The sequence below is a fragment of the Oxynema mangrovii CENA135 genome (assembly GCF_016632315.1).
GTDB lineage: Bacteria > Cyanobacteriota > Cyanobacteriia > Cyanobacteriales > Laspinemataceae > Oxynema > Oxynema aestuarii.
On record NZ_JAEOXH010000002.1, the window covers coordinates 321747 to 347655 of the forward strand.

General features: G+C 52.7%; 21 protein-coding genes. 12 read left to right on the forward strand and 9 right to left on the reverse strand.

What is annotated here, in order from left to right:
- Window positions 1-544: 544 nt before the first annotated feature.
- The 5 genes from JJD41_RS15225 to JJD41_RS24845 form a co-directional block, all read right to left on the reverse strand.
- Window positions 545-1864 carry an efflux RND transporter periplasmic adaptor subunit gene (locus tag JJD41_RS15225; RefSeq protein WP_200667941.1) on the reverse strand — a complete coding sequence of 440 codons (1320 nt, stop codon included), beginning with the start codon at window positions 1862-1864 and terminating at the stop codon, window positions 545-547.
- Window positions 1865-1970: 106 nt separating this feature from the next.
- Window positions 1971-2408 (reverse strand): secondary thiamine-phosphate synthase enzyme YjbQ, encoded by a 438-nt coding sequence (locus tag JJD41_RS15230; protein WP_200667943.1) that lies wholly within the window; start codon window positions 2406-2408, stop codon window positions 1971-1973.
- Between the two features lie 159 nt (window positions 2409-2567).
- Window positions 2568-4088, reverse strand: coding sequence for a family 10 glycosylhydrolase (locus JJD41_RS15235; protein WP_200667953.1), 1521 nt, complete (start codon window positions 4086-4088; stop codon window positions 2568-2570).
- Between the two features lie 667 nt (window positions 4089-4755).
- Window positions 4756-5151, reverse strand: a complete 396-nt coding sequence (gene psb27 / locus JJD41_RS15245) for a photosystem II protein Psb27 (RefSeq protein WP_168572047.1) — start codon at window positions 5149-5151, stop codon at window positions 4756-4758.
- A 482-nt stretch (window positions 5152-5633) separates the two neighbouring features.
- A complete protein-coding gene (locus JJD41_RS24845) occupies window positions 5634-5906 on the reverse strand; it encodes a hypothetical protein (protein WP_234488852.1) in 273 nt (90 codons plus the stop codon).
- Between the two features lie 405 nt (window positions 5907-6311).
- Here JJD41_RS24845 and gpmI point away from each other — a divergent pair, with 405 nt between their 5' ends.
- From gpmI to JJD41_RS15290, 9 genes are all read left to right on the forward strand, one after another.
- Complete coding sequence (gene gpmI, locus JJD41_RS15250) at window positions 6312-7910, forward strand: 2,3-bisphosphoglycerate-independent phosphoglycerate mutase (RefSeq protein ID WP_200667957.1); 1599 nt, start codon at window positions 6312-6314, stop codon at window positions 7908-7910.
- A gap of 117 nt (window positions 7911-8027) precedes the next feature.
- Window positions 8028-8258 (forward strand): preprotein translocase subunit SecG, encoded by a 231-nt coding sequence (gene secG / locus JJD41_RS15255; protein WP_168571368.1) that lies wholly within the window; start codon window positions 8028-8030, stop codon window positions 8256-8258.
- Window positions 8259-8292: 34 nt separating this feature from the next.
- The gene (locus JJD41_RS15260) at window positions 8293-9087 is read left to right on the forward strand and encodes a matrixin family metalloprotease (RefSeq protein WP_200667968.1); all 795 of its coding nucleotides are present in this window, start codon (window positions 8293-8295) and stop codon (window positions 9085-9087) included.
- Between the two features lie 239 nt (window positions 9088-9326).
- Complete coding sequence (locus JJD41_RS15265) at window positions 9327-9563, forward strand: hypothetical protein (protein ID WP_200667970.1); 237 nt, start codon at window positions 9327-9329, stop codon at window positions 9561-9563.
- 87 nt (window positions 9564-9650) lie between these two features.
- On the forward strand, window positions 9651-9887 hold the full coding sequence (locus JJD41_RS15270; RefSeq protein ID WP_200667972.1) for a DUF2997 domain-containing protein: 237 nt from the start codon (window positions 9651-9653) through the stop codon (window positions 9885-9887).
- A gap of 9 nt (window positions 9888-9896) precedes the next feature.
- Window positions 9897-10421, forward strand: a complete 525-nt coding sequence (locus JJD41_RS15275) for a nucleotide exchange factor GrpE (protein ID WP_200667974.1) — start codon at window positions 9897-9899, stop codon at window positions 10419-10421.
- An 18-nt stretch (window positions 10422-10439) separates the two neighbouring features.
- Complete coding sequence (locus tag JJD41_RS15280; protein WP_200667976.1) at window positions 10440-12026, forward strand: Hsp70 family protein; 1587 nt, start codon at window positions 10440-10442, stop codon at window positions 12024-12026.
- Window positions 12027-12519: 493 nt separating this feature from the next.
- The gene (locus tag JJD41_RS15285) at window positions 12520-14796 is read left to right on the forward strand and encodes a heavy metal translocating P-type ATPase (protein ID WP_234488853.1); all 2277 of its coding nucleotides are present in this window, start codon (window positions 12520-12522) and stop codon (window positions 14794-14796) included.
- 34 nt (window positions 14797-14830) lie between these two features.
- Entirely contained in the window at window positions 14831-15097 is a 267-nt protein-coding gene (locus JJD41_RS15290) for a hypothetical protein (protein ID WP_234488854.1), read from the forward strand.
- A 269-nt stretch (window positions 15098-15366) separates the two neighbouring features.
- On the opposite strand, the gene JJD41_RS15295 is transcribed toward JJD41_RS15290, so the two are convergent.
- Window positions 15367-16080, reverse strand: coding sequence for a Crp/Fnr family transcriptional regulator (locus JJD41_RS15295; RefSeq protein WP_200667978.1), 714 nt, complete (start codon window positions 16078-16080; stop codon window positions 15367-15369).
- Between the two features lie 119 nt (window positions 16081-16199).
- On the opposite strand from JJD41_RS15295, the gene hcp reads away from it, so the two are divergent.
- The 3 genes from hcp (at window position 16200) to JJD41_RS15310 (ending at window position 21041) form a co-directional block, all read left to right on the forward strand.
- Window positions 16200-17846, forward strand: a complete 1647-nt coding sequence (gene hcp / locus JJD41_RS15300) for a hydroxylamine reductase (RefSeq protein WP_200667980.1) — start codon at window positions 16200-16202, stop codon at window positions 17844-17846.
- A gap of 141 nt (window positions 17847-17987) precedes the next feature.
- A complete protein-coding gene (locus JJD41_RS15305) occupies window positions 17988-18191 on the forward strand; it encodes a hypothetical protein (RefSeq protein ID WP_168571361.1) in 204 nt (67 codons plus the stop codon).
- Between the two features lie 225 nt (window positions 18192-18416).
- Complete coding sequence (locus JJD41_RS15310; RefSeq protein WP_200667982.1) at window positions 18417-21041, forward strand: CHAT domain-containing protein; 2625 nt, start codon at window positions 18417-18419, stop codon at window positions 21039-21041.
- A 60-nt stretch (window positions 21042-21101) separates the two neighbouring features.
- On the opposite strand, the gene JJD41_RS15315 is transcribed toward JJD41_RS15310, so the two are convergent.
- The 3 genes from JJD41_RS15315 to JJD41_RS15325 all read right to left on the reverse strand — a co-directional run bounded on the left by JJD41_RS15315 (window position 21102) and on the right by JJD41_RS15325 (window position 25421).
- Window positions 21102-22031, reverse strand: coding sequence for a hypothetical protein (locus JJD41_RS15315; RefSeq protein WP_200667984.1), 930 nt, complete (start codon window positions 22029-22031; stop codon window positions 21102-21104).
- A gap of 60 nt (window positions 22032-22091) precedes the next feature.
- Window positions 22092-23783, reverse strand: coding sequence for a protein kinase domain-containing protein (locus JJD41_RS15320; RefSeq protein ID WP_370583854.1), 1692 nt, complete (start codon window positions 23781-23783; stop codon window positions 22092-22094).
- A gap of 240 nt (window positions 23784-24023) precedes the next feature.
- Window positions 24024-25421 carry an NB-ARC domain-containing protein gene (locus tag JJD41_RS15325; RefSeq protein ID WP_200667986.1) on the reverse strand — a complete coding sequence of 466 codons (1398 nt, stop codon included), beginning with the start codon at window positions 25419-25421 and terminating at the stop codon, window positions 24024-24026.
- Between the last annotated feature and the right edge of the window lie 488 nt (window positions 25422-25909).

Sequence of the window (25909 nt, forward strand, 5' to 3'; positions counted from 1 at the left end):
TTCCTGGCTGATGGGGGAGTAGCGATCGCCTTGTCGGAACACATTTTGCGATTGAGTTGCACGGTTAGGCGATGAGGCGGCGGCGATCGCCCCATCGAGTTCGGCAGTCGCACCTAGAAGAGCAAATCCGGCGATCGAGAGAGGAGTGGCCAAAAATTTTAGGGAGAATTGTGACATTGCAGTGCGACAAATTTCCACAGTGTAAATGAGAGGAAGTCTACAAAAATAAAGGCAGCTTTCTGCCGAGTGGATCGCCAATGATTCAACGATTTTGCTGTTGAAAATTAGTTTGAGATCGCTTTGGCGAACCGCCGTCAACGATCCCTGAACGCTCGAAATCTGGGTAACTTTTCGAGCGGAAGGTTATCGATTGCTCAAGAATTGTTTTAACCCCGTCTTAATGTTTGTAGAAATCCCATTTTTTCCTGCAAAAATTTGTAGCGAGAGTAGCAAAATCGGGCGTCATTATGCAAAAAAAAATATAATCGATGCGCGATTTACATAAATATCCGAGCGATCGCCCTCTACTTCGAGTCCAGACCGCTCATTCGGACAGGATACTGGGGCGCACGCGATCGCCGTCCTTCAACGGTTTACTACTTCTGACGACCACCCGTTCCCCCGATTCCAAGCCCGCGCGAATTTCCACTTTGCCATCGACCCGCTCGCCAAGGATTACCGGACGCGCCTTAACCTGGGGTGATTGCTCGTTTTCGACGATCGCGAACACCGTCGCCTCACTGCCTTCGCGCAGCGATCGCGCCCGGGTCTCTCCAGTCTGTAAGGCACTTTCGGGTAACACCACCGACTGAGTTCGGCCCGCTTCAAAAGTCACCCGCGCCAACAACCCACTAGCGAGGCGGCGATCGGTATTATCCAAGATAATCTCTACGGGAATTTGACGGGTTTCGGTGTTGGCGGCGCGAGAAATCCGCGAAATCTCGCCGAAAAAGCTATCTTCGGGAAACGCATCTAAACGCACGTTAACCGTTTGTCCGGTACGAATTTGATTGAGTTTGAGTTCGGAAAGGTTGACGACGACCTCCAAGCGGCTGAAATCGGCGATTTTGAGAATTTCGCCGCCCGTTTGCACCAAACTCCCGGGATCCACCAACCGTTCGACCACCGAACCCGAGATGGGGGCCGTCAACACGCTGTAGTTTCGGCGCGATCGCAATCCCGCCAGCACCGCTTCTTGCGCCAAAACCCGCTTTTGAGCCGCTTCTACCGCTTTTTCCTGGGTGCCGATCCGTTCTCTCGCCGCTTCTAAATTTTGGCGGGTCGTGCGCGCTAAGGTTCCGGCCCGTTCCGCTTCTTGTTCGGACAAGGCCCCTTCTTCGTAAAGCCACTGGAGGCGTTCGGCGTCGTTTTCCGCTTGTTCCAGGTCGAGGCGGATGCTTTCGACTTGCGATCGCGCGTCGCGGACCGCCGCTTGCAACCGTTGGACTTCCGCTTGCAGGGCCGCCAGTTCCGCTTCCGCCTCAACCACGTCGGCGACCGCTAAGGTATCGTCAATGCGCCCGAGAATTTCGCCTTGGGTGACGAAATCGCCGACATCGGCCCTCAAGTCGAGTAATTGTCCCTCGGCGCGCGATCGCAAGCTCACTTCCTCCACCGGGCGCGTCGTTCCGGTATATTGGATCGGTTCTCGTAAGGGCCGCCGTTCGGCGATCGCGATATCGACGGCGATCGGTTGGTTGTTCTCGGTGCGTTCCGGGTTACCTCGTCCCCGTGGGGTGGAGCCTCCTTCCGGTGTAGCCTGACAACTGGCGACTCCCAACGCGGCGATCGTCAGCACGGCGATCGATCCGACTTTCAAGAGGGCGTGGGGAAAACGCGCGACCCAGGAGCGAACGTGATTCATCGTGAGTGTAGGAATTTTAATGGGGCAGTTTAGTTTTATATTTTAATTGGACATTGTGATTTTAGAGTTGAACCTTTATTTTTTTAGATCGCGAACGGCGATCGATTTATTCTCCCCAAAATTGTAATAAAACCTTGCGGGTACGCGGTCCATCTAACTCTAATAACAACACCGATTGCCAGGTTCCTAACGCTAATTTACCGTTAAGAATCGGGATGGTTTCCGTCGTTCCCATCGTCATTGCCATTAAATGAGAATGAGCGTTAATCGGTTCGTCTTCGGGAACGTCGCGTAAATGGAGGTCGTTATGTAAATATTTATCTTCGGGAGGAGCTAATTTTTTGAGATACGCTTTAATATCTTCGAGCAATCGTTCTTCGGCTTCATTGATGGTTAAAGCCGTAGTTGTATGCTGAGAAATGACGGTGACATTTCCCTGTCTGATGCCGTGTTTTTCGACGAACTCTTGAATTTGCGGCGTAATATTATAAATGCAAATTCCTTCGCCCGTTTCAACTTTTAAGAAATTGTGGGTCAAGCGCATGAGCCGATCGCGTCAACTTTTTGAAATGTAATTCACCTGATAATTTACCAGATTTAAGCCTAAAATCGGCCTTTGGCGAAGTTTTCACGCAAAAAACCAAGGGAGAGCGACAGCCTCCCTCGGATCGACCTCCTTAAGGGTTCAATTTAGGAAAATATATTATTGAGGCGATGGAAGCTGACAGAATTTGCGATCGCGATCGGAGTCCGGTTCTTGCCAAGAATAGGCAAAGTGACTGACCGAATTAATTTTAGACCCAAACTGACGTTGCAAGGCAAACATTTGGGCTTCCAGAGACGGACGCTCCCTCACGGACTGGCCCCAATCCCCAGCTAAGGCAGGAATCACTTGAGTGCCTTCAGGGGCCATGCTGACGACGCGCTGAATTTCGTCCATAATGCAGGAGGGATCGCCACAATTGGCATAGGCCATGGGATGCCACTCCATCCAAGCGGGGAAGCGGTCCCAAGGCTGGAGGCGAGAGTCGAATCCTTTGTCGCCGACCGGGCGATTGCCCCCCGGGAAAAAGACCGTTCCGGCGGCGAGTCCTTGCTCTTTAATCGGTTCGGCAGCCGCATCGACAAAATCGAGAATCCCTTGGACGGCGTGGGCTACACTGAGATACCACAGTTCCCATTGCAAAAGCGGCTGCCTTTCGGCAGGCGGGGCGAGGGTTTTGGTCGTCGGTGGGGTGCGACCGTGCCAGAGAGGTTCGAGTTCGTTGGGGTACATTTTATCGACTTCTTCGATATCCCCAGCACTGATATATCCCTGAGTGATAAAACGGCGAATTAATTCCCGTCCTTTTTGATTCATGCCGCGTTGCAGGAGGGTTTGTTGGGACGCCTGACTGTAAATCCACAAATCGGAAGGTTTGGAGACGACAGAAGCCGGACCCGTACCGCGCAGGTAGCGGACGTAATCGAACAAGACGCCATCGGGTTGACGTTCGAGGGCTTCGGCAATCAGCCAACTATAGTCCTGTCTGGCTTGAGGATTGTAGGGATCGATAAAAGCATGATTGGCGTGACTGGCTCCCACTTGGTCGTGTAAGGCGGGGTCTTGGTTGATACTGAGGGTAGTTTGACCTTCGCCGTTGCGCGCCAGAGCTCCTTGTCGATCTTCCATTTGGGAATAGGTATAGCCGAAATTGAGGGTAAACAGCCAAGCGTAGACCTCTAAACCGCGTTCCCGGCCTTTTTCAATGGATTCGGCTAATAAATCGACATTTTCGTAGCCCGGGGTGCGGATGACCGAGGGCCAAGGGGTGGGGTTGTCGGTGGCAGGTAATAAGACCTGTCCGTCATAGAAATATTCGACAAAAACTTTGTTGTATCCTTTGTTGACGACGCGATCGAGTAAGGCGTCAAGTTGTCCGGGTTGGGCGTCACACGGATACAGCCGCAACCAGAGGGCTTGATCTTGGGGCCAAGTTTTATTGCGGCATTCGTCGAGGCGTTTGCCTTCGGCTTCGAGAAAGGCTTGGTAAGCTTGGCGGGCTGTCTCGTCGCCAGAGAGGGCGGCTTGCCGCAATCGATCTTTTTCGGCAATTTGTTCGGCAGTGGCTTGACAGGTCGGGCCACCTTGGGCATTCGAGACTTGACTGAATGCCGGGGGGATGAGGGAGGTACTCATGAGGAGTCCGGCGAGAGCGCCGTACAAAGATCGCCAGTGTTGCATCGCAGTTAAACAATTGAGTGATTTGGGCAGACGCTCGGATCGCGCAGCCGTCGCAGCATTCGGGAATCCACAACGATCGCACCCATCGGGTCGATGTCCGAACGGTGGGGGTGGGGAGGTTCGCGATCGCCTCCAGTTGCTGGGTTCGGGGCGTCCGAACGAGAAGGACACGGGAAAATTTAATGGGGTCGTTCGGTTATGCCAGAGATCGTCAACCGATTCATCTTGTTAGTTTGTTTCTTTGTTCGTTTGTTCCCCAGGGAGGAAACCCGATTGAGGTCGGACGCCAGTGCGACAAACCGCAATGAGGGATCGATGGACGATCGCCACCCTTACGGTGGCGGCTTCGAGCAAGGGAAAAGCTGTTTTGCGCGATCGAACAGATGAAATTGATGAACTTGATGAACTTAATGAACGGTAGCACCCCGAGTTCCTGTCGATCTGTTCCCACTGCTTGCGATCGAAACCGGATTGTTCGATCTGGAGTTCAGCCATGTACTCGATGGCTGCAGGTGGCGATGGAGAAGACTGGCTCGGTGTGAGGAAGGTCGAACCGAATGACGCCAGCACGCTCGCTCTCGATGGGTCGATCCGACGACGGACGAACGAATTCGAGGGAGAGAAGGCACTCAAGCGGCTGCTTCGGGCGCTTCCCTCGCCCTCAATTTTAGGCGCCTCGTTGGATTGCAGATTCAACTTGTCGGAATTCTTGTTCGAGTCGTTTTTTTAATTTGCTCGGAATCGGACGATTCGGGTAAGAGTTATAATGTCCGGCCAAGCTGTCGATCGCCGTTCGCATGGTGGTAAATGATACCTGTTTGGAAACGGAAGGATCGCGGCGGTAACGCGAGAAAAATTCGTTAATCCGATCGCGCGCTTCGGCTTGGGCAGTTTTTTTCTCGGGGGCGTCTTCCGGCAGTTCGATCGCCGTTCGCAGACTGTCAACTAAGGCGAGGGTATCTTGTTGGTAGTTTCCCGTGAGGCTGCCACTACTGGAACAACCGACTAAAGCGATCGCTACGACTAAAACTAAGGCGAACAGGCGGGAGAATATTTTCTTTATGGACATCATCAGACAAGAGGCTGTAATTAAAATTAACATCGATCCTATCTTGGAATCGTACCGGGCGATCGCAATTTCTTAAAGATTCCCCCTTCAATCGGGGGCGATCGTCTGTTACAACGGATAAGATTTCTCTCGGCAAATGACCGCTTGGCGGCGATTTCAGACCGAACCCACCGATAGGAATCGAGGAAAATTTCGATCGATTAGAAGTTTTAATCATTTTTGTCAATTAATCTGAAGCGATCTCGTTCCCGATCTGTAAGGATTGCGATCGAATCGATTGGGTTTGGCTCCGGTTGAGGGTCGGCTTCGATCTCTGGCTGGCTGCGGTTCCGAGCCGATCTCCTCCCCCCGATCCGGTCTCCGTCTCCCCGGCGGTCGAGCCGTTTTTTTTTGCACGGGAGGTCATGGTTTATTCGGGTTTAAATCCCGCTTCAATCCTACTTTATAAGCTTTTTAAAACTCGATAGTTTTGCAAGTCAAAATAAAATCGTGGCGTCTTTTTTGGCAACCGTCGGGGCGGAGATCGCCCGGGGGATCGCCGGGAGGGGAGGGCGATCGACTCCCTTACCCCCCTGACCTTTAGCCCGAGGGCGATCGCCCCATGAGCGCCCGATCCGGGTTCCTATTTCCCTTGAGAATTCAACGAACGACGACTCTATTTTAAACCCGTGGGATCCGACATGAGACTCGCCGATCTCCTCCTTTCCAAACTCTAAGAATGACGGGCGATCGAGCCGGAAGAAAAACATCTATTGTTTGGAGAGCGATCGCCCTCGAAAGGAATACGCTTTAATCTCGATATTTCAACCTTAAAATGGATTCTGTTTTCCCCGAAATCGAATCGGCAAGAACCAAAAAATCGCCGCGATCGGTTCATTTTTGAAGGCGATCGCGCGTCGAGCGAGACGCACCAGATTTCCCGTTAAAGCAATTGAAAAAACCGCGAGGGAACTCAGCCAAAATCAGGAGGAGCAGCCGAGCCATGAAACCGATGCAAGCCCAAACCCCCTCCCCGATCCGAACCGTACAGTTCGCCGTTCCAACCGACCTCCCCGACCTGTAGGAACCGACGCCACCGAACCCGAGCCGATTGGAGGATGCCCGGAGGAGATGCTATCATTGCGGAGAAATCACAAAAGAAAGGGTGACTGAGTATGGCGCAAGCACCTATATCTCCGGTGGTGCTAGTCATTTTAGACGGTTGGGGCTACAGTGACTCAACTGAAGGAAATGCCATTGCTGCTGCCAATACACCCGTGATGGACAGCCTTTGGGAGACCTACCCGAGTACCCTAATCAAAACCTCGGGGAAAGCTGTCGGGCTGCCAGAAGGTCAAATGGGCAATTCGGAAGTCGGCCACATGAACATCGGGGCCGGGCGGATTGTCAAACAAGAGTTGATGCGGATTACGGATGCTGTCGAAGATGGTTCCTTGTTGAGTAATCCGGCTCTCGTGAAAGTCTGTCATGAGGTCAAAGCAAGCGGAGGAAAACTCCATTTAGTCGGTCTGTGTTCCGAAGGCGGGGTTCATTCCCATATCAGCCACTTAATCGGATTGCTGGATTTAGCAAAAGCACAGCAGATTTCAGACGTTTGCATTCACGCGATTACGGACGGTCGAGATACCTCGCCGACGTCAGGGATAGAGACGATCGGGCAAATTGAGGAGGCGATCGCGCGTATTGGCGTGGGTAAAATCGTCACGGTGAGCGGTCGTTACTACGCGATGGACCGCGATCGCCGTTGGGATCGAGCTGAAAAAGCGTATAGGGTCATGACCCAAGACGGACCGGGGGCCGGGCGCTCGGCGATCGAGCTGTTAGAGCAATCCTATGCCGAGGAGATCACCGACGAATTTGTCATTCCGACGCGGATCGCACCCGGGGCGGTAGAAGCGGGGGATGGCGTCATTTTCTTCAACTTCCGACCCGATCGCGCCAGACAGCTCACTCAAGTTTTTGTGGATCCGACCTTTGACGAGTTCGAGCGCGAGCAGATTAAGCCCTTGAACTTCGTCACCTTCACCCAATACGATAGCGAACTCCCGGTGTTGGTCGCCTTCGAGCCACAAAATCTCAGTCAGATTCTCGGCGAGGTGATTTCCAATCGCGGTTTGCGGCAATTCCGCACCGCAGAAACGGAGAAGTACGCTCACGTCACCTATTTCTTTAATGGCGGTCTGGAAGAACCGTTTGAAGGGGAAGACCGCGAATTAATCCCCTCGCCGATGGTGGCGACTTACGACCGACAGCCGGAAATGTCGGCGGATAGGGTGACGGACACTGCCCTCGCCGCGATCGATCGCGGGATCTATTCTTTTGTGGCGATCAACTACGCCAACCCGGATATGGTCGGTCATACGGGGCAAATTGAGGCGGCGATTCAGGCGATCGAAACGGTCGATCGCAATATCGGACGCTTACTGGCGGGAATCTCCCGTCGGGGTGGAACGGCAATTATTATTGCGGATCACGGCAATGCCGAATATATGCAAGACGAACAAGGTAATCCCTGGACCGCCCACACGACCAATCCCGTTCCCTTTATTTTGGTGGAAGGGGAAGGCTTGAAGATTCCGGGACACGGAACGGAAGTCGCCTTGCGCGAGGACGGCTGTCTGGCGGATATTGCCCCGACGATCTTGGAGATTTTGGGTCTGCCGCAACCGCCAGAGATGACGGGACGTTCTATGATTGTTTCGAGTCGGGTTAAGTTCAAACCGAGTCGCGAACCCGTCGAGATTTCGCTGTAGGCGCGATCGCGAACCGAGCGAGTGGCTCGTGATGCCTCCCAAAACTGGGGAGGCTCGGGCTGTTTGGACCCCTGGTGGATCGAGATCGATAACGAGCATTGTTGAGCAGTAGCAATTATGACCATCACCCAACTGACAGAAATTATTTGGCTGGTTTCGGCGATCGCCTTAATTATTTTGGTGTTGCTGCACAGCCCCAAAGGCGACGGTATTGGTGGGATTGGCGGACAAGCCCAACTGTTTACCAGCGCCAAAAGTGCGGAAACGAGCCTCAACCGGATTACCTGGGGGCTGACGATCGTGTTTATGGGAACGACGATCGTGTTAAGCGCCGGATGGTTGGGCTAGGTTTTGCCAAGTCTGGCGATCGCGGCTTCGTGCAATGAGTTGGCTGAGGAAGAAGACGGCGATCGCCGCCCTGGCGGTCGCTCTCGTGTGTTGGAGTTGGGCGATCGCGGCGGCGGCCCTGCGGGTTCCCGGTTCCGAGGCGTCCGGGGCGATCGTTGCCCGTCCCCATCCCCTGCCCCCAGCCCTCGCCGGATGGCACGACGACGGCGAGGGCGGTGACTATTTCTCCGAAGTCGTCCCCCTCGATGTCGGCTATCTCGTTTGGTCCCGCTTTCCGGTTACTGTTTATATCGAACCCCTGGCGCCGAACTTGCCGCGATCGCGCGACTGGAACGAGGGGGTGGGCGAAGTAGTGGCCGAATGGAGCGCCTATTTTCCCTTAACCCTCGTCGGCGACCCCGAAGGCGCCGATATTACGATCTGGTCGCGCCGTCCTCCCGTGCGCCTGTCGCCGACTGGGGAACTGTTGCGGGCGCGATCGGCACAAACCCGCTACCAAATTGGCGATCGCCCCGACTCCGGGAGGCGCCTCCTCGCCCATCACTGCGAAATTTTCCTGAGTCCGACTCAAACCGGGGATTATCTCAAAGCTGCCGCCCGCCACGAACTCGGTCACGCTTTGGGAATCTGGGGACACAGCGATCGCCCGTCCGACGTGATGTATTTCTCGCAAGTCTCCCGACCGCCGGGAATTTCGCCACGGGATCTCAATACCCTGCAACAAATTTACCGTCAGCCGACCTGTGTGGGGTGGCCGATTCCCGATACCCCAACTACCCGCCAGCTTCGCCCTTGGGAAATCCCGTGCCAGGGTCACCCCACCCCCTAAATCGCTCTTTCCTAGAGAGTGAACTTGTAATTATACCTTAAATCGCACTCCAGAACACGGCTCACATTGTAAACAAATGTCAAGGATTGTGAATAATTTTGTGCCATTCTTGAAGGGTACATAAAGATACTCTAATATTAATCATAAGAATTCTTCAATCAATATTTAAAAAAGCTGCAGCCCACCGATCGAACGCCTTGCAGGCGGTTGGCACTTTAGATCTGAGGGACGTTTTAAAAATGTTTTCACTGTTCACTTGGAAACCGATTCAAAGAAGTTTAGTGGCTTCCATTGCCTTTGTCGCGCCGTTAACGGTAGCGGGAGATCTCAAATTTTTCAAGCTCAACCACTCGCGGGAATCGGTTTTTGAGTTGTTAACTCACGCCCACGGCGAACTGGAAAATCACAACCGCAAGCGGGAGAAAAAACAGGGGAAAGCGGTTCCCTTCTTTCCTGAAGGCGGCTTTTGGGCGTGAAAAATCCTGAGAACTTTCGTAAACTAGAGACAGCCTTTCCCCTCGTCGGCGAGGGCGAAGGGGACAGAAAGTTTGGGAGTTCTCTCTATGGCAGAATATCAAAAAATTGAATATCGGATTGGGAAAGACGGCAAGACGATCGAAACCGCGATCGAGGGATCCGGGACGAGTTGTACGGAAATCACTGCCGGATTAGAAGCGGCACTCGGTCAGGTGAAATCGCGGGAATTATTGCCAGAATACTATGACGATCGCCAAGATGCTTATGAAAATTATGAAAACTTGACGGGCGATCGCACCGCCTCGATCCGGCAGGAGGAATAAGGGATTTCCGTGGTTGAAGATCCGAATTTGTTCGCCTTCGGTGGAGTTCTGTTTGTTATCAGTTTGGCGCTTATTTCTGCGTTAAAAAAAGAAAGCGAACCCGCGCCCGACCCAACGGAGATCGCCGACGAAGTCGAGCAGTTGCGACGACAATGCGAGCGCTTGCGCGCTCAATTGTCCGACCAACAACAGCAGATTACCCGACAAGTGCATCGAGACACCTTCGAGGAATTGCAAAGTTTGCTGACTCAATACCCGAGTGCGTGTCAATTCGCCCGCGAAAAACCCGAACTTCCGGCGCGAAATTTAATCGCTTTATTTACTCCCCTAGCAACGGTTTTAGAAAACTGGGGATACGAGGCGATCGGGACGCCGTGGGAACGGGTCGGTTACAATCCTCAATGGCATCAAGCCGATACCGACAGCATCCAACCGGGGGAACTGGTTTACATTCGCTTTATCGGGTACCGTCAGGGCGATCGCATCTTGTGTCCGGCGAAAGTCAGCCGGACCTTACCGCCAGGGATCGACTAAACCATCCAGACATTTGTCATGACAGCAGTCGCGATCGACTTCGGCACGAGCAACACCGTCGTCAGCATTCTCAGCCCCGACCGCCAAACCCCAGAAACCCTTAAATTTGAAGGACTTTCGCGCCGCTTCGTCCTCCATCGCAGCTCAGGCGATCGCTATGAAATTCCCGTGATTCCGTCCCTGGTTTTTTGCGGCGAGAACCAACAACTAACCTTCGGTCAAGCCGTGCGATCGCGCCGCTTGGACGCCGCCGACCCCGATCGCCTGTTTCGTAGCTTCAAACGCGCTCTGGTGGCCGATTTTCAGCCGCCCCCGCGCCAAATTGACGGCATCGCCTACACCCCGCAGGCGATCGCCCAACGGTTTTTCTTAGGCATCTGGGAAGAACTGCACCGCCTGGGAATCGACCCGACCCGCGCCATTTTTACCGTTCCCGTCGGCGCCTTCGACCGCTATTTAGAATGGATTCGAGGGATGGGGGAAGTCCTCGGCGTCGGATCGGTGCAAGTGATAGACGAGTCTACGGCGGCGGCGTTGGGATATGCCCTACAAACCCCCGGCGCCGTCGTCCTGGTCGTCGATTTCGGTGGCGGAACTCTGGATTTGAGCTTAGTTCGCACGGTGGAATGGGGCGCCCGCGATCGCGACCCGTCCACGGTTCGGGCGCAAGCGATCGCCAAGTTCGACGCCTATCTCGGTGGAGAAGATATCGATCGCTGGATCGTGGAAGATTATTTGCGTCAGATCGGATCGAATCGATCGCAAGTCGGCGAAATGGGTTGGTTGCAGTTACTCGAAATTGCCGAACGTTTGAAAATTCGGCTCTCTCAAACAGCAACTGCTCGAGAAAGTTGGTTTGATGAAGAAACCTTTCAAGCCTATCAAATTGAATTGAGCCGCCAGCAGTTAGAAGAGCTTTTAGAGCGCAAAGGTTTACTCGATCGCTTGCGCGAGGCGATCGACGAAGTGCTGGCGATCGCTACGAGTAAAGGGATTAGCAAACGGGAGATCGAACGGGTTTTATTAGTCGGCGGCAGTTGTTTGATTCCCGCGATCGCTCAATTAATCGTTTCTTATTTCGGACGGCAGAAAGTCAAAATAGACAAGCCCTTTGAAGCGGTCGCCCACGGTGCTTTAGCCCTCGAACGTCACGTTAAAATTGAAGACTATTTGCGCCACAGTTACGCGATCCGACTGTGGGAACCGTATAGTAAAAGTTATTCTTATTGGCCGATTTTTGAACAAGGAACGTCCTATCCCACCGCAGGCGATCGCCCGTTGGTTTTGCAAGTCGCCGTGGAAGGACAACGGGAAATTCGCCTGGATATTGGCGAAGTCGCCGAAATTACTGCAGCAGAGGTTATTTTCGACCCCGAAGGTCAAATGAGCAGCACGGCGCTGCAAAAACAGACTCAATTTCGCTCCCTACAAGGACGGGATCCCGACGTTTGTATTGCCCATCTCGACCCCCCCGGACAAGTCGGTTGCGATCGCATCGCCGTTCAATTTGAAATTGACGAAATGCGGGTGTTGTTAGTAACGGTTCGCGATATTTTAACCGGGGAATTACTGGTAGAGCGATCGGCGATCGCCAAATTACACTAAGCCGAAAACTGGGGATAACTGGCAAGGTTTAGGGGGTCGAGTAAATCGTAGTCGCTTCGGTTAAAATCCCTCGAACCTAACCCCAAACTTATAGAATTTTTAAGAAAATCTCTGGAATCTCAGAGTTATTGACAAAGTTTTCTATTTGCAATCATTCTCTATTTTCGGGAAAAAAATGACGCAACAACCCCATATGGAGGCAATTTTTCCGAAGAAGAGATCGTCTTTTGCCGGGGTTGAAATTTAGGGGGAGCTTGGCTGAAAACCCTCGATAAATCTAGCTTTGTGCCGTCAAGTCGCCCGTCGCGACCCCAAATTTCAAGGGGAGACAAACGAGAACGATCGCCCGTTAACGAAAATGATTTTTAATAAAAATCAAAGCTTACAAACTATTACAAAATCGCTTTTCTATGGCCCAGAGAATTAAACTGAATTCAGAAGAAATTAACCTTCAGTTAACCTAAGTTCAATTGACAAATCTTAGGGGGAAATCATGGCAGCAGCCCTCGCAGTCCATTTCAAGTCTCAACAAAAAGTCGTAAGGCAAAAAGGGTCACTCGCACTGGTCAAATCCATCGACCAAGCCCTTGACAATAGCGAAGCGCTGCACTCACCGATTTCCCCCGTTCAAACTCCGTCAACATCGACTGCGCGCCCGGGGATTCCCCATCAAGTGATTCACAGTATTCCCGGGCGGTTGCGGTTGCGGTTGCCTCGCCTCGGTTGCGACGCTCATTACGTCTACCGATTGCAAATGTTGCTCGAAGCTGACGAGTACATCACCGAGATCCGCATGAAACCCCAGGCGATGTCCGTCGCCCTCCACTATCACGGCGATCGCGTTTCCGTAGAGGAGATGCAGCAGCATTTGGGCAACTTGATCGACTTGGCGGCGACGGCAATCGTCCCGGCGCCGGGAGCTGACGGCGACGGGGAGGCGGAAAGCGCCTGGTCCGAACTGAAATTGCCCCTGGTCGCCAGCCTCCTCGCCTTGCTCGCCGGACCGATGGGGTTGCCGATTCCGACCCTAGCCGTGGTCGGGACGATCGCCGTCGGAAGTCTGCCCGTAGCGCAAAAAGCCCTCGAAAGTTTGTGGCAAGATAAGCGGATTAACATCGACTGTCTCGACTTGATGGCCCTGACCCTGACGACGTTACAGGGCAATCCGCTCACCCCTTCGACGATCTTGTTACTGCACAAACTCGGGGACCTGATCCGCGATCGCACCGCCCGCAGTACGACCCGCCACGCCTCGGAATTGATCGATTCCCTCGATCGCGTCGTCTGGGTCCAACGGGACGGGATGAAAGTCCAAATCGCCCTCGATCGCGTCCGTCCCGGGGATACAGTTATTGTCTATCCCGGCGAACAAATCCCGATCGACGGATCGATCCTCCGGGGCCAAGCCACGATCGACCAGCAAAAACTCACAGGCGAGTCGGTTCCCGTGCGGCGATCGGTCGGCGATCCGGTCTATGCCTCTACGTTGGTGCGCGAAGGCCATTTGTATATCCTGACCGAGAAAACCGGGCTGGACACTCGCGCCGGACAAAGTATCACCCTCGTCCGAGAGGCTCCCGTCGGCGATACGCGCATGGAAAACTACGCGGCCCAACTGGCCGACAAAGCGATTTTGCCCGCCTTCGCGTTCTCGACCGGGGTCTTAGTCGTGACGGGCAGCATGGCGAGAGCCGCAGCGATTCTGACCCTCGATTTCATGACCGGGATTCGCGTTTCCGTGCCGACTACGGTACTGGCGTCAATGAGTGCGGCAGCACGGCGCGGCATCCTCATCCGAAGCGGGCGCAGTTTGGAACAACTGGCTCACGTAGATGCCGTGGTGTTTGACAAGACCGGGACGCTCACTCAGGGAGACGTCGTCGTCACCGGAGTGAGAACGATCCACGGTGCCGACCCACGACGGTTGTTAGCTTTCGCCGCCACTGCGGAACGACGCCTCACGCATCCGATCGCCTGTGCGCTGCTCAATTACGCCCAAGAATGCGGGGTAGAGGCGTTAGAGCGCGATGGCTGGGATTATCAAGTCGGTCTCGGCGTGCGGGCTATAATTGAGGGAGAAGAGGTTCGCGTCGGCTGCGATCGCTTCATGGCGAAGGAACAGATCGACCTAGAACGGATCTATGAAGTATATCCCGACTTGCGCGGATCGGCGGCAATTTACGTCGCCAGCAACGGTGAATTACTCGGGGCGATCGAATATACCGACCCCTTGCGTCCCGAAACGAAAGCGACGATTCAAGCCTTGCAGGCGCAAGGGATCGACATTCACATTCTCACCGGAGATTGCCGCCAACGAGCCGTTACCGTTGCCTCACAATTGGGGATCGCCACGGAGAACATTCACGCCGACGCCTTCCCGGAACAAAAAGCTGTGGTGGTTCGCGAACTGCACGAATCGGGAAAAACGGTGGCGTTTGTCGGCGACGGGATTAATGACTCGGCAGCCTTGGCGTATGCGGATGTTTCCGTGTCCTTTGGCGAAGGATCCGAAGTGGCCCGGGAAACGGCGGACGTGGTGTTGATGGAAAACGATTTAGAGAGTCTGGTCAAGGCGATCGCCCTGGCCCAACAAACCCAGCAATTGATCGGTGAAAATACCCGACTTTCGGTGATTCCAAATGTGGCGGCGTTATTGTTAGCAACGACCGTAGGACTTCATCCCTTAGCGGCGGCGGTGGTCCATAACGGATCGGCGATCGCGGCTGGGGTCAACGGACTGCGCCCCTTACTTAAAGGTAGGGAGAATTAAGCCGTAAAAAGAGGACTAATTTGAGGATAAAGACATGATGAAATGGGAATATGAATTCGGCGAAGAATTAGCGAGAACTTGTCCGTTTGGGCTTCGCTGTCCGGTGCCGGGGATGGGATGGATTTTATTAGGAACGCTCGGCGCCCTCGTCGTCGCTCCGGTCGCCATTCCCGCCGTCAAGAAAGCAGGTAAGGCGATCGCCAAAACGGCAGTTAAAGGTGGTATTGTCGCTTATGAAGGCAGTAAAGAACTGGTTTCCGAAGCCAAAGCCGAACTCGCCGCTTCTCGTCCGGAAGTTTGAACAATTTTGATTTAAGTTCGGACTAGACAGGCGCGATCGTCGATTGAGAAACGAGAGCGAGCGATCGAACAAATGTAGGCAGGAGCAAACTCGATGAACTCCTACCTACATTTCTCCGTTGTTAGACATTGAAAATACATGATTAAAGTCAATAATTTTACTAAAAACACGATCTAGTTTTTGCGGGGTTGCGGGAAACACGATCGCCTCCTTACACCTGTGCATTTTAAAAGAGAAGCAGCTTATGACTTAAAAAGATCGAAGAATCATTAACTTTTAAGTTTAACCCGACCCTCAGCCAGAGCGATTAACCTGTCTCGATTTAATAAGGTAATCGTCGAACCGTCGATCGCGATCGCCCCTTCGGCGACCAAACGGGCGAAAACCCGGGAAAGCGTTTCCGGAATCGTGCCTAAAAAAGCGGCTAATTGTCCTTTGGTAATATCCAACTCCATCGTAGTGCGATCGCCCGACGACTCATTTAAATAAAGTAAATACGCCGCCAACCGTTGCGGAACTTCTTTTAACGATAAACTCTCGATCGCGCGGCTAAAACGGCGCAGCTTTCGAGCAAAAACCGATAACAAATTCATCGCTAACGTCGGTCGATCTTGCATTAACTGAAAAAACGCAACCCTCGGAAAAAATAAAACGTGAGTTTGCTCCAACGTCGCCGACGAAGCCGGAAAAGCTTGGCCGTCAAAAGCGGGAACTTCGGCGAAATGCTCCCCGGTCGCAAAAATGCCTAAAATTTGTTCTTTGCCTTCCGCCGATTGTTTAAAAACCTTAACCCGACCTCGAATTAAAACAAAAAAGCCAATCCCACGATCGCCTTCCCAGAATAAAATCTCACCTTTGCGATACATTTTTTGAACCGCGATCGCCGCTAACGCTTCGATGTCTTCGAGAGGAAGACCCTCAAAAAGTTGGGTGGTCGCCAAAAATTGGACGAGTTCGGCAAGAGAAGATTCGGCGGGTTTCATCGGAAATTGAGAGAAAACAACCTGGAAAAAATCAGTTCTTGACTTAAGTCAAGGTCACGCCGCGATCGCGATTCTAGAGTGGGGATAAGCAGAGGAAAGCGAATCAGGAGACAAGCGCCATGTATTGTACCCAATGCGAACAAACCAGCCGAGGCGAAGGATGTTATCAGTGGGGCGCCTGTGGGAAAAGCCCCGAACTCGACGCCTTACAAGACTTATTAATTCATAGTTTACGCGGATTGGGACAGGTGGCGATCGCCGCCCGCGAATACGGTATCATCGATCGCGACGCCGACCGCTTCAGTTGCGAAACCCTATTCGCCACCTTAACGAACGTCAATTTCGACCCGCAAAGCTTCGTCAATTATATCGAGCGCGCGATCGCCTTGAGAGACGGCTTAAAACAGCAGTTACAGGCGATCGCCCCCCAAGCGACAATTCCCGAAGGCGCCGCCACTTTCCAACCCGCCACCGGACTCGACGAGTTAATCCAACAAGGACGAGACCTCGAATACGAATTTATCTCCAAAGCGGCGATCGACGTCGATATTTTCTCCTTAAAATTAACCGTCCTCTACGGACTCAAAGGGATCGCCGCCTACGCCTACCACGCCCGAGAATTATCCCAAGAAGACGATCGCGTTTACGCCTTCTGTCACGAAGCCTTAGCCGCCCTCGACCGCAACGATCTAACCTTGGACGATTGGGTCAATCTTGCCCTCAAACTCGGCGAAATTAACTTGCGGACCATGGAACTCCTCGACGCGGGCAATACCGGAACCTACGGTCATCCCGTCCCTACCGCCGTTCCCCTCGGTCCGCGCGTCGGTAAAGCGATTTTAGTCTCCGGTCACGACCTCAAAGCCCTGGAACACTTGTTACAACAAACCGAAGCAACGGGCATCTCGATCTACACCCACGGCGAAATGCTGCCCGCCCACGGTTATCCCGGTTTAAAACAAAAATACCCGCACCTGTACGGTCACTACGGGACGGCGTGGCAGAATCAAACCAAAGAATTCGCCGCCTTTCCCGGTCCGATTCTGATGACCACCAACTGTTTGATGCCCCCTCACGAGAGTTATAAAAATCGGGTCTATACCCTCGGTCCGGTGGGGTGGCCCGACTTGCCCCATATCGAAAATGACGATTTCGCGGCGTTAATTGCGATCGCCCAAAATTTACCCGGCTTTACCGAAACGGGCGATTCCCGTCAAGTGATGACTGGATTTGCGCGCAATGCAGTCTTAAGCGTGGCGGGAGAAGTCGTCGAAGCAGTCAAACAAGGTAAAATCCGTCATTTCTTCCTCGTCGGCGGTTGCGACGGGGCCAAACCGACCCGCAATTACTACACGGAATTAGTCGAAAAAGTGCCGTCCGATTGCGTAGTTTTGACCTTAGCTTGCGGAAAATTCCGCTTTTTCGACAAAGACCTCGGCGAGATCGGCGGCATTCCGCGACTGATGGACGTGGGACAATGTAACGATGCCTATTCGGCCCTGCAGATTGCCTTGGGATTGGCGAATGCCTTCGGGGTCGAGGTCAATCAGTTGCCGTTGTCGATGATTCTCTCGTGGTACGAACAAAAAGCGGTGGCGATTTTGCTGACCTTGTTATATCTCGGCATCGAAAATATCCGCTTGGGTCCGACGTTGCCCGCATTTATTTCGCCGAATGTGTTTGGGTTGTTATCGAAAAAATATGGCCTCAAAGCAATTTCGACGCCGGATGAAGATTTGGCCGCTTGTTTGGAATTGACGGTATAGGGAGGCAGAAGCCAGGAGTTAGAAAAGGGGCGGGCATCCTTGCCCGCTTTGCAATTTGTAATTAAAATTTGAGATCTAATCAATAAACTCTAAAACTTAAAATCTTAGATCTACAATCTAAAATCTACGCGAGTTCGAGAAATGTCTGAAATTCCCAAAATGTTCGACTCCGAAGGTCTCAAAGAATGGCAACAGGGGATCGAACAGGCCAATCGCAATAACATTTTCTGCCACTGTCGCCGTTGCGATGCCGAATGGGTGGATTCTTCAGAAGAGGCGGATTGTCCGGAGTGTGGCAGTTCGGATGTCGAGCATTTGTGCTGCTGGCAGTTTCCCGACGGTTGAGATTTCGTGATTCTCAATCGGCAAGATCTCGATATCGCACATTTCAAAGGGTTGCAAGTTCTCCCCAGGCCAGAAAAAGCCTGAGAAAATATTGATAGCCAGTCAACAACTTGAGTAAAGAACCGATTCTGTGGTTCGGTCACTTCTGAGGCGATCGCGCCAAGTAGGGTTAAGAAGTGCGCCGTTGGCTGATTCTAAACAATTCAGGGGTTGTCAAAAATTCAGATGCTAGAACCTTGGCTGGAGCGTCGGGGGTGCGCTAGGACACGTTCTATTTCGATCGCGGGAGGAACCGCCCTGTTCCTCTGGACAATTTTTGGTGAAGGAATGACCCCACGGGCGATCGCACTGCCGTCGATCCCGAACCCGCTCACTTCGGAACGGCTTCGGGTGCAAACGATCGCGCCATCCTCCCAATGGTCACGTCAAGCTCGCCTGTTAACCCGGGAGGGACACGAACAGTTTGCCCGGGGCAACCGCCAAAAAGCCTTAGAGTTGTGGCAAGAAGCGGAACGACTGTATCGCTATTTGGGCGATCGTGACGGGATCGTAGGAAGCCAGATCAACCAAAGTGTGGTTTTCCAAACTCAAGGTCAATATCGTCGTGCTTGTAAAGTATTAGTCGGGATTCTCCCCGTTGAGGGGGGCGATCTCTTGTGTGAAGCTCAAACGGAGGATGGGTTCGAGTTGGCGTGTACGGAGTCGCACTGCGGTCTTTCCACGGCAATCGAGAAGCTCGCCTTACAGAATTTGGGCGAAATCTTACGCGAAATCGGCAAATTAAAAGCATCGGAAACGGTGTTGCAACAAGCCCTGAAACTGGCGAGATCGTGGAGATCGGGTCGGGAGATCGCTGTTATCGAACTGAGCTTGGCGAACACCCAACGAGCGCGATACAATCGCCAGCGCAGTTTTTACGACCGTACCGAACAATCCGGCGATCGCATCAAAGCGATCGAATTGGGCAAGGAAACCCTGGAGCGTTATCGTCGTATAGCACGAAGGGAGAGTGAGGGGGAAGCTGCCAACGGCACCCGCTCTCAAGCACGGTTCAATTCCTTGAGTTTGCTCGTCGAGATCGCCGAGTGGTTGAAGGAGGAAGGGGCCGGACAAGATGACAATGCGATCCTGACCCAGGAGTGGCGCCAACTCGACGCTCAAATCCAACCGACCGTGGAGCAGTTAGTCGCCGATCCGTTATTATTTTCGGGTTTATCGGCGATCGAGGAAATCTACGCGCGGCTCAATTTTGCCCATACTTTAATGCAATGGGGCGATCGCCAATACGCTCGCGAGGCGATCGCCCAGATCCAGTTCGCTCTGGGCGCATCTCGCCAATTGAACCATACTCAGACCGAAATTTATGCCTCGGGTCTGATGGGGATGTTTTACCAGCAACAAGGTAACTTGAATCTCGCCCGAGAATGGACCGAACGAGCGGTGTTGCTCTCGGAAGCGATCGCCGCTCCAGAATTGAGCTATCGCTGGCAACAACAGTTAGGAAATATCGCTTACAGTCTCGGGGAAATTCCGATGGCGATCGCCGCTTACGAAATGGCAGTGGAGCAAGTAGAGCAGGTTCGCCAAGATTTACTCTCCCTAGAAACCGAAGTACAGTTTGCTTTTCAAGAAACGGTTCGAGATATTTATGAAGACTATATTTTTGTCCTTTTGAAATGGGAACCCAATCAAGAGACACTGATCGCCCTAGCTCAAATCGTCGATCGCTTTGGGTTGGCCGAATTAGAAAATTTTCTCGGTTGCCATTTGTTGATGGAAAGCGATCGCCACTCCGATCTCCAAGAACGCCCAGCAGCCACTTTTTACGCGATCGTCTTAGAAAAATACAATTCGATCGCGATCGTCCTCGAGGTTCCCGATGGCTCCGAACAACAATTTTACTATTACTCAGCCGAATGGCAGGCGGTCAAACAACAAATTAACGCTTTAAATTATTTTATAGAAGCGCATTCACTTAACACTCGTATTAACCAAGACCAAATTACCAAAGCCGCTCGCGAACTCTACCAACTTTTAATTCAACCCGCTCGCGATCTCTTGCCCGATTCGGGAACGATCGTCTTTGTTACCGACAGTTTGCTCCAAACTATTCCAATGGCAATGTTGCAAGACGAAGGAGGGCAATATTTAATCGAAAAATATAGCTTAGCCTTAAGTTTGCGATCGCAGCCTAACTCGAATCCGCCCCCACCTTTGTCCGAACCCCGGGGCTTATTGGCAGGCGTGAGAAACGGTCCGAGTTTTTCCGATCGGTTCGACGAACTCCCGGCTGTCAAGAGAGAATTAGAGGAAGTACAAGCAGAAATTGGCGACAGCAAAATCCTTTTGGACGAAGACTTTACCCGCGATGCTTTTGAAAAACAAATCAATCACGCGGATTTTTCGATCGTTCACATTGCCACTCACGGTGAATTTAGTTCGGATCCTCAAAAGACCTTTATTCTCGCCTTCGACGACCCGATTAACGTCCGCCAATTCGACCGCTTCGTCCGACGCCGGATCGAAAGCAGTCTTTTCCCGATCGAGTTACTGGTCTTGAGTGCCTGTGAAACGGCGAAATCGGACCGTCGCGGCGGTTTGGGCTTAGCCGGGGTCGCGGTTCAAGCCGGGGCACGCAGTACTTTAGCGAGTTTGTGGAAGGTCGCCGACGGTTCGACGGCGTTATTCATGAGCGAATTTTACCGCCATTGGCGCGAGTCGAACCTTACGAAAGCGGAGGCGTTGCGTCAGACCCAACTAACGTTTTTACACGATCCCCAGTATCGGGACAAAAACTACCATTTGCCTTACTATTGGGCGGCGTTTATTCTCGCGGGAGATTGGCATTGAGAGCGATCGTAACTGGGTAAGAAATTGGGAATTTTAGATTGTAGATGGTAGATTTTACCTCTAAATCTGTTGGCTTTTTTTGAGGTCTTCAAGTAAGCCGACGACCTCGGAATCGTGGGGATGTTCTGCGATCCAGTTTTCGAGCATGACGATCGCGAGATCGAACAACTCGTGGCTAATATAAATGGCGTGGCGGTCGAGCAGTTGTTCCCTGGGGGAAAGGTCGAGACGGTCGAGTTGGGCGATCGCGCGATCGATCTCGCTGTGGGTTTTGCGGTCGATCATTTTGAAGTAACTCCTCGATCTGACGATCCGGCGATCGCCGCTATTGCTAACCCCTTCGACCGTGGTGATGTATTGATTGCCTGGGGTTAAGGGCTTTTCAAAAGGATATTGAAATTCGATCGGATCCCCCGTTCTCATTTCGGAAACGAAGTAGCGGTCTTCTCGGTTGCGGTCCGTACCGCTCAAATCTTCTACTCTCAAGATATAGTAATCGACTCCGGCGATGTGTTTCCAGGAGAAGGTGGGGCGATCGTCGATCGAGGTCGTGTTGTTGTACGGGCGGACAATTCTGGGACTGTCTTGTAGCTCTTCCGGACTGCGCGGATCTTCCGGGGCGCAGCCGCGTTCTTCGTCGCAAACGAGGGCAACTGGGGGACACAGATCGCCACCGCGCCCGGTCTGACCTGCCGGAATCACGACGGTTTCGAGATTTGCAAAGCACAGGGCGCTCGAGGGACGACCGGGGGGAGTTTGGATGACGGTTTCGGCGCATAGGGAAGTATTTTCGGCGTGCATCAAGGAATTCTCGTTCGCCTTCAAGACCCGTCCGATTCGCTGACAGGAATCGGTGACGGTATTTGCAGTTAAGTGATCCGCCAGCGAGGGCGAATCTCCGATCGCGTTCGCTGGTTGGGCGATCTCGAAAAACTGAATCAGTCCGAAAAGGGTTTGGACGCACAAACCGAGGTAGCTAGTGAGTTTCATCGACTATTCTGCCTCCAGAGATGGGATGGATGGAAACAAGGAAAGCAAGTGGACGGTCGGTTAACGATCGCCGTGCGCCTGGTTCAGTCGTTGGCGGGCGAGGGTTTGCCAAGTGAGCAGGTCTAATTGAGAGCGGGGGTTTTCTTTTAGGCAATTTTGCCAATCAATGAGGGGGGGTTCGCGATCGCCTCGGGCTTCGAGAACTTGGGCGAGCAAACAGTAACTGTCGCTTCGTTCGGGGTTGGCGGCGATCGCCGCTCGCAGGTACGATTCGGCGCGGACGTCATCGTTTTCGATCCAGAACGCCCAACCTAGATTTTTGTATAAAGCTGCTTTGACTGTAGGACGGTCGGTTGCTTTTAACCCCCGTTCGCTCAAGGCGATCGCCGCTTCGGTATCCCCTTGTAAAATGCGCATCCGCGCTAAATCACTCAGGGCGTGGGCGGTCACCGGATTGGGGGATTCGCTGGCAAGACGGTACAAGCGTTCGGCTTGCTCGAAGTTGCCGGAATCGTCGTAAAGTCCCCCCAAATTGTATTGAGTGAATGGATTTTCTGGATTGAGATCCAAGGCTTTTTGATAGTTTTCTTGAGCGCAAGCCCAGTCAGATTCTTTGGCACACAACAATCCTAGATTATTATAAATTTTCGGATCGGTAGGATGGAATTCAAGGGCTTTTTCGTAATAATGGCGGGCGCGTTCGTACTCTTCCTCTCGGTAGGCTTCGAGACCGCGATCGTAGTAATATTGCGCTTGGGTAGGAAAAGAGAAGCGATACAAAAGCGCGAACGCCAACAGTCCGAGAAGGGTATATTTCATCTGGGGCGATCGCAGCACCCCCAATATACTATGCAGCCACAAGCCCCGACGGCTCAAGTAACGTCTGATACTGGCAGTATCTTGAGGACGCTGGCGGGGCAACGGCGCCATCAACTCGTCAATAAAATCGGCGAGGGGTTTGGACACCTGTTCGGCGCGATCGCGCCAAATTAGCCTCCCCGTTTTCGGGTTTGAGGGTAAATCGACGGGGGATTGACCTGCAAGCAGGTGGACGAAGGTGCGCCCGAGCGCGAAAAAATCCGATTGGGGGAGGGCTTTCCCTTCGATTTGTTCCGGTGGGGTATAGCCGCCGGAAATGACGCTGGTCACGGCGAGTCCGCCTTTAAGTTTCGCCAGGTAGGTATCGGTAACGTTGCGAACCGAACCGAAGTCGATCAACACCAGTTGACCGTCCGGTTGCAAAATAATATTCGAGGGTTTGATATCCCGGTGAAAGCAGCCGTTCCCGTGCAGTAAATCTAAAATAGCGATGAGCTGTCTGAGCCAGTTGAGGGCGAGGCGTTGGGGGAGTTTGCCCCAGCGCGCGGACCACTGCTCCAGGGTTTCGCCGTCGATTTTTTCCATGACCAAGCAGTACACCGGGCGCGTGCTGTCGGGGAGAGAGACGCTAAAGAAGCCGTCGAGTTCGACCCGAGGAATGCCTGGAGCCTGGATCGATTGTAAGGTCAGGGCTTCGCGCTCGAACATCTCGATCGTTTCTGGGCGCCTTTGTACCAGCACTTTCATTACTTTGGTCGTACCGCGATCGTCTACCTCGAACAGTTCCGTGGGGTGATGGCCTTCGAGCGATCGCAACGGCTGGAGCAGGCGATAGCGTCCGCCCACGAGCAGCTCGGTGCCACATCCCTGACAGGATAGGGCAGCATCGGAATTTTGACGGTGTTGACAGGCTGGATTGATACAGTATTTCACATATTAAGGGAAATGGTTACAAAAGCATTTCACCAAAAAATCAGCTAGAGAAACGACACCATCGAGAAGGGGTTGAAATATATAACTATTCTAATGGTTTTAAAAAATAGTAGCCACCGTGAGAGGCTAACCGTAGGGAGCAATGAAAAGTAGGGGCGATCGCGTATAGCCTGCGGCATGGCTTCGCGCTTTGCACTTAACGACTCCAAAGCAGTTGGGAGGATCGCCATCGGCTGAATCTTATAACGGGGTCGGTTCGATCGCGGCGCCCTCACTCTCGCTGACTTCCATTTCGGCGAGGTGGTATTTGATCGCATATTTGCGAATCACGGGTTGGAGGGTAAACAGGGGTTCGTGGGTTTCGTGATTTTTGGTTTTTTCGATCAGCGATCGCCCGCTTAGGGATTCCAACGGTTCGATTAAGTCGGAATGACTCAAGTTCGTGGTTTTCATTTGCAGGTGAATTTGTTCTAAAGAATGCGGATATTGATTCTGTGCTAAATAAAAAACGATTTTTTGTTCCAAGGGAGATAAACGCTCGAATTGTCGTTCGAGAACTTCGAGAAACAGGTCTTTAATGACCAAGGTTTTGTATTTTATAAAGCGATCCACGCTGCAACCAAACACTTCTTGAATGGTCGTGGCGACAATTTTTAAAGCGAGGGGATTGCCGCGATAATTATCGATTAACTCTTGCCAATGTTCCGGTTGTCCGGTCAGGTGTTTTTCCTGGAGCAATTGTCGGGCATCTTGGAGTTTGAGTCCGTCGAGTTTGAGCAAGCGAACGGGTTGATTCGATCCGGCGAGTAAGGAGATTTCTCGTAGTTTTTCTTGAGAGAGAATCAGGAAGGTACTTTGGTGGGGAGATTCTCCGACTCGTTGAAACAGTTGTCCGTAGACTTCGTAGCCGCTTTGGTAGCGTCCGAGACGGTCGCCAGGGCGTAAAATGGTTTCTACGTCGTCCAAGACGATTAAGCAGCGCCGCGATCGCAACCCTTCGATGACGAGGGTCATTTTGGTGGCGATCGCGGCGGGCGGATCGAGGGTTTCTGGATAGAAACGCAGCAAGAGGTCGTCGAGTAAAGTTTCTGGGGTCGGTGCGTGGGAGAGCGATCGCCAAATGAGCCTGTCGAAGTTTCCCGCTTCGAGAACCTCTTTGACGGCGGCGATCGCCAAGCTGGTTTTACCGATGCCACCCAGTCCTAAAATGGAGATCGAGCGACAGCGATCGCCGACGATCCAGTGCTCTAGAGTGGCCAGTTCCGCCTCGCGTCCGTAAAAGCTACTCAGATCGGGCGCGTTACCCCAATCCTGGGGAATGGAGCTCCCGAGGCGATCGCAGCAGCAACTTCCTAATTCCGCTTCGCGGGCGATGCAATATTCTTGGTAGCGCTGCTGTAGGAGTTTTTGCAGTTTCGCCAGTTTGACCGGGCCGCGTCCTTGAATGTTAAATTTTTGATAGACTTGGCTCAGTCGCTGTCGGATCGCTTCCGGTCGGACGTGCAGTTGTTCGGCAATGGCACTAATTTCGTGACCGGTTACGGCTAAACTGAGGGCTTCCCATTCCGCACGAGATAAAGCGTGATGTTTGGCCTGTGCGTCGAGAAATTCCTGAAACTTGGAGTCGAGGGACATCATTGGATTCTCACCTTAATCCTCTATCGGTTAACTCTACATTCGATCGAGGGGTCTTCTATATAATATTCGATCTTTGCCATCAACCTCAACGATGTCTCATTCAAGTTAGCTAATTTATGTAAGAGGTGGCAATTCGCCCTTTCTCAAGGCCGGAAGCGACCCAGGGAGAGGGGCGATCGCCGCCCGACATCGTAACAGTTCCCCGATCTGCCTACAGTCACTCGACCCTATTTCACGGAATCGGGCATTTTTCCCGTCGATCGCGCCGCGCGATCGACGGCCAAATCACGGCCAAATAACTAGGGCGCCGCCGAAAAAAGGCGATCGCCATCGATAGTAATTGCCCTGGATGGAAGAGGTCGAAAATTACGGGTCGATTGCCATCTAAACTTTACAAAAATCCAAGAAATCGGGGATGATTTCCGATCGAAAGGCGTTATATACTGACTTAAATAAGACTCGATCCGCTCGTTCGAGATCGGTGATGG

What these genes read in the sequence shown, in the direction of transcription:
- JJD41_RS15290 (WP_234488854.1), top strand. Translation starts at nt 14,831, where the DNA reads ATGATGAAATGGGAATATGAATTCGGCGAAGAATTAGCGAGAACTTGT.
- JJD41_RS15225 (WP_200667941.1), bottom strand. Translation starts at nt 1,864, where the DNA reads ATGAATCACGTTCGCTCCTGGGTCGCGCGTTTTCCCCACGCCCTCTTG.
- JJD41_RS15270 (WP_200667972.1), top strand. Translation starts at nt 9,651, where the DNA reads ATGGCAGAATATCAAAAAATTGAATATCGGATTGGGAAAGACGGCAAG.
- JJD41_RS15295 (WP_200667978.1), bottom strand. Translation starts at nt 16,080, where the DNA reads ATGAAACCCGCCGAATCTTCTCTTGCCGAACTCGTCCAATTTTTGGCG.
- JJD41_RS15305 (WP_168571361.1), top strand. Translation starts at nt 17,988, where the DNA reads ATGTCTGAAATTCCCAAAATGTTCGACTCCGAAGGTCTCAAAGAATGG.
- JJD41_RS15285 (WP_234488853.1), top strand. Translation starts at nt 12,520, where the DNA reads ATGGCAGCAGCCCTCGCAGTCCATTTCAAGTCTCAACAAAAAGTCGTA.
- JJD41_RS15265 (WP_200667970.1), top strand. Translation starts at nt 9,327, where the DNA reads ATGTTTTCACTGTTCACTTGGAAACCGATTCAAAGAAGTTTAGTGGCT.
- JJD41_RS15260 (WP_200667968.1), top strand. Translation starts at nt 8,293, where the DNA reads ATGAGTTGGCTGAGGAAGAAGACGGCGATCGCCGCCCTGGCGGTCGCT.
- JJD41_RS15315 (WP_200667984.1), bottom strand. Translation starts at nt 22,031, where the DNA reads ATGAAACTCACTAGCTACCTCGGTTTGTGCGTCCAAACCCTTTTCGGA.
- JJD41_RS15230 (WP_200667943.1), bottom strand. Translation starts at nt 2,408, where the DNA reads ATGCGCTTGACCCACAATTTCTTAAAAGTTGAAACGGGCGAAGGAATT.
- JJD41_RS15310 (WP_200667982.1), top strand. Translation starts at nt 18,417, where the DNA reads ATGCTAGAACCTTGGCTGGAGCGTCGGGGGTGCGCTAGGACACGTTCT.
- JJD41_RS24845 (WP_234488852.1), bottom strand. Translation starts at nt 5,906, where the DNA reads ATGTTTTTCTTCCGGCTCGATCGCCCGTCATTCTTAGAGTTTGGAAAG.
- JJD41_RS15235 (WP_200667953.1), bottom strand. Translation starts at nt 4,088, where the DNA reads ATGCAACACTGGCGATCTTTGTACGGCGCTCTCGCCGGACTCCTCATG.
- hcp (WP_200667980.1), top strand. Translation starts at nt 16,200, where the DNA reads ATGTATTGTACCCAATGCGAACAAACCAGCCGAGGCGAAGGATGTTAT.
- secG (WP_168571368.1), top strand. Translation starts at nt 8,028, where the DNA reads ATGACCATCACCCAACTGACAGAAATTATTTGGCTGGTTTCGGCGATC.
- JJD41_RS15280 (WP_200667976.1), top strand. Translation starts at nt 10,440, where the DNA reads ATGACAGCAGTCGCGATCGACTTCGGCACGAGCAACACCGTCGTCAGC.
- gpmI (WP_200667957.1), top strand. Translation starts at nt 6,312, where the DNA reads ATGGCGCAAGCACCTATATCTCCGGTGGTGCTAGTCATTTTAGACGGT.
- JJD41_RS15325 (WP_200667986.1), bottom strand. Translation starts at nt 25,421, where the DNA reads ATGATGTCCCTCGACTCCAAGTTTCAGGAATTTCTCGACGCACAGGCC.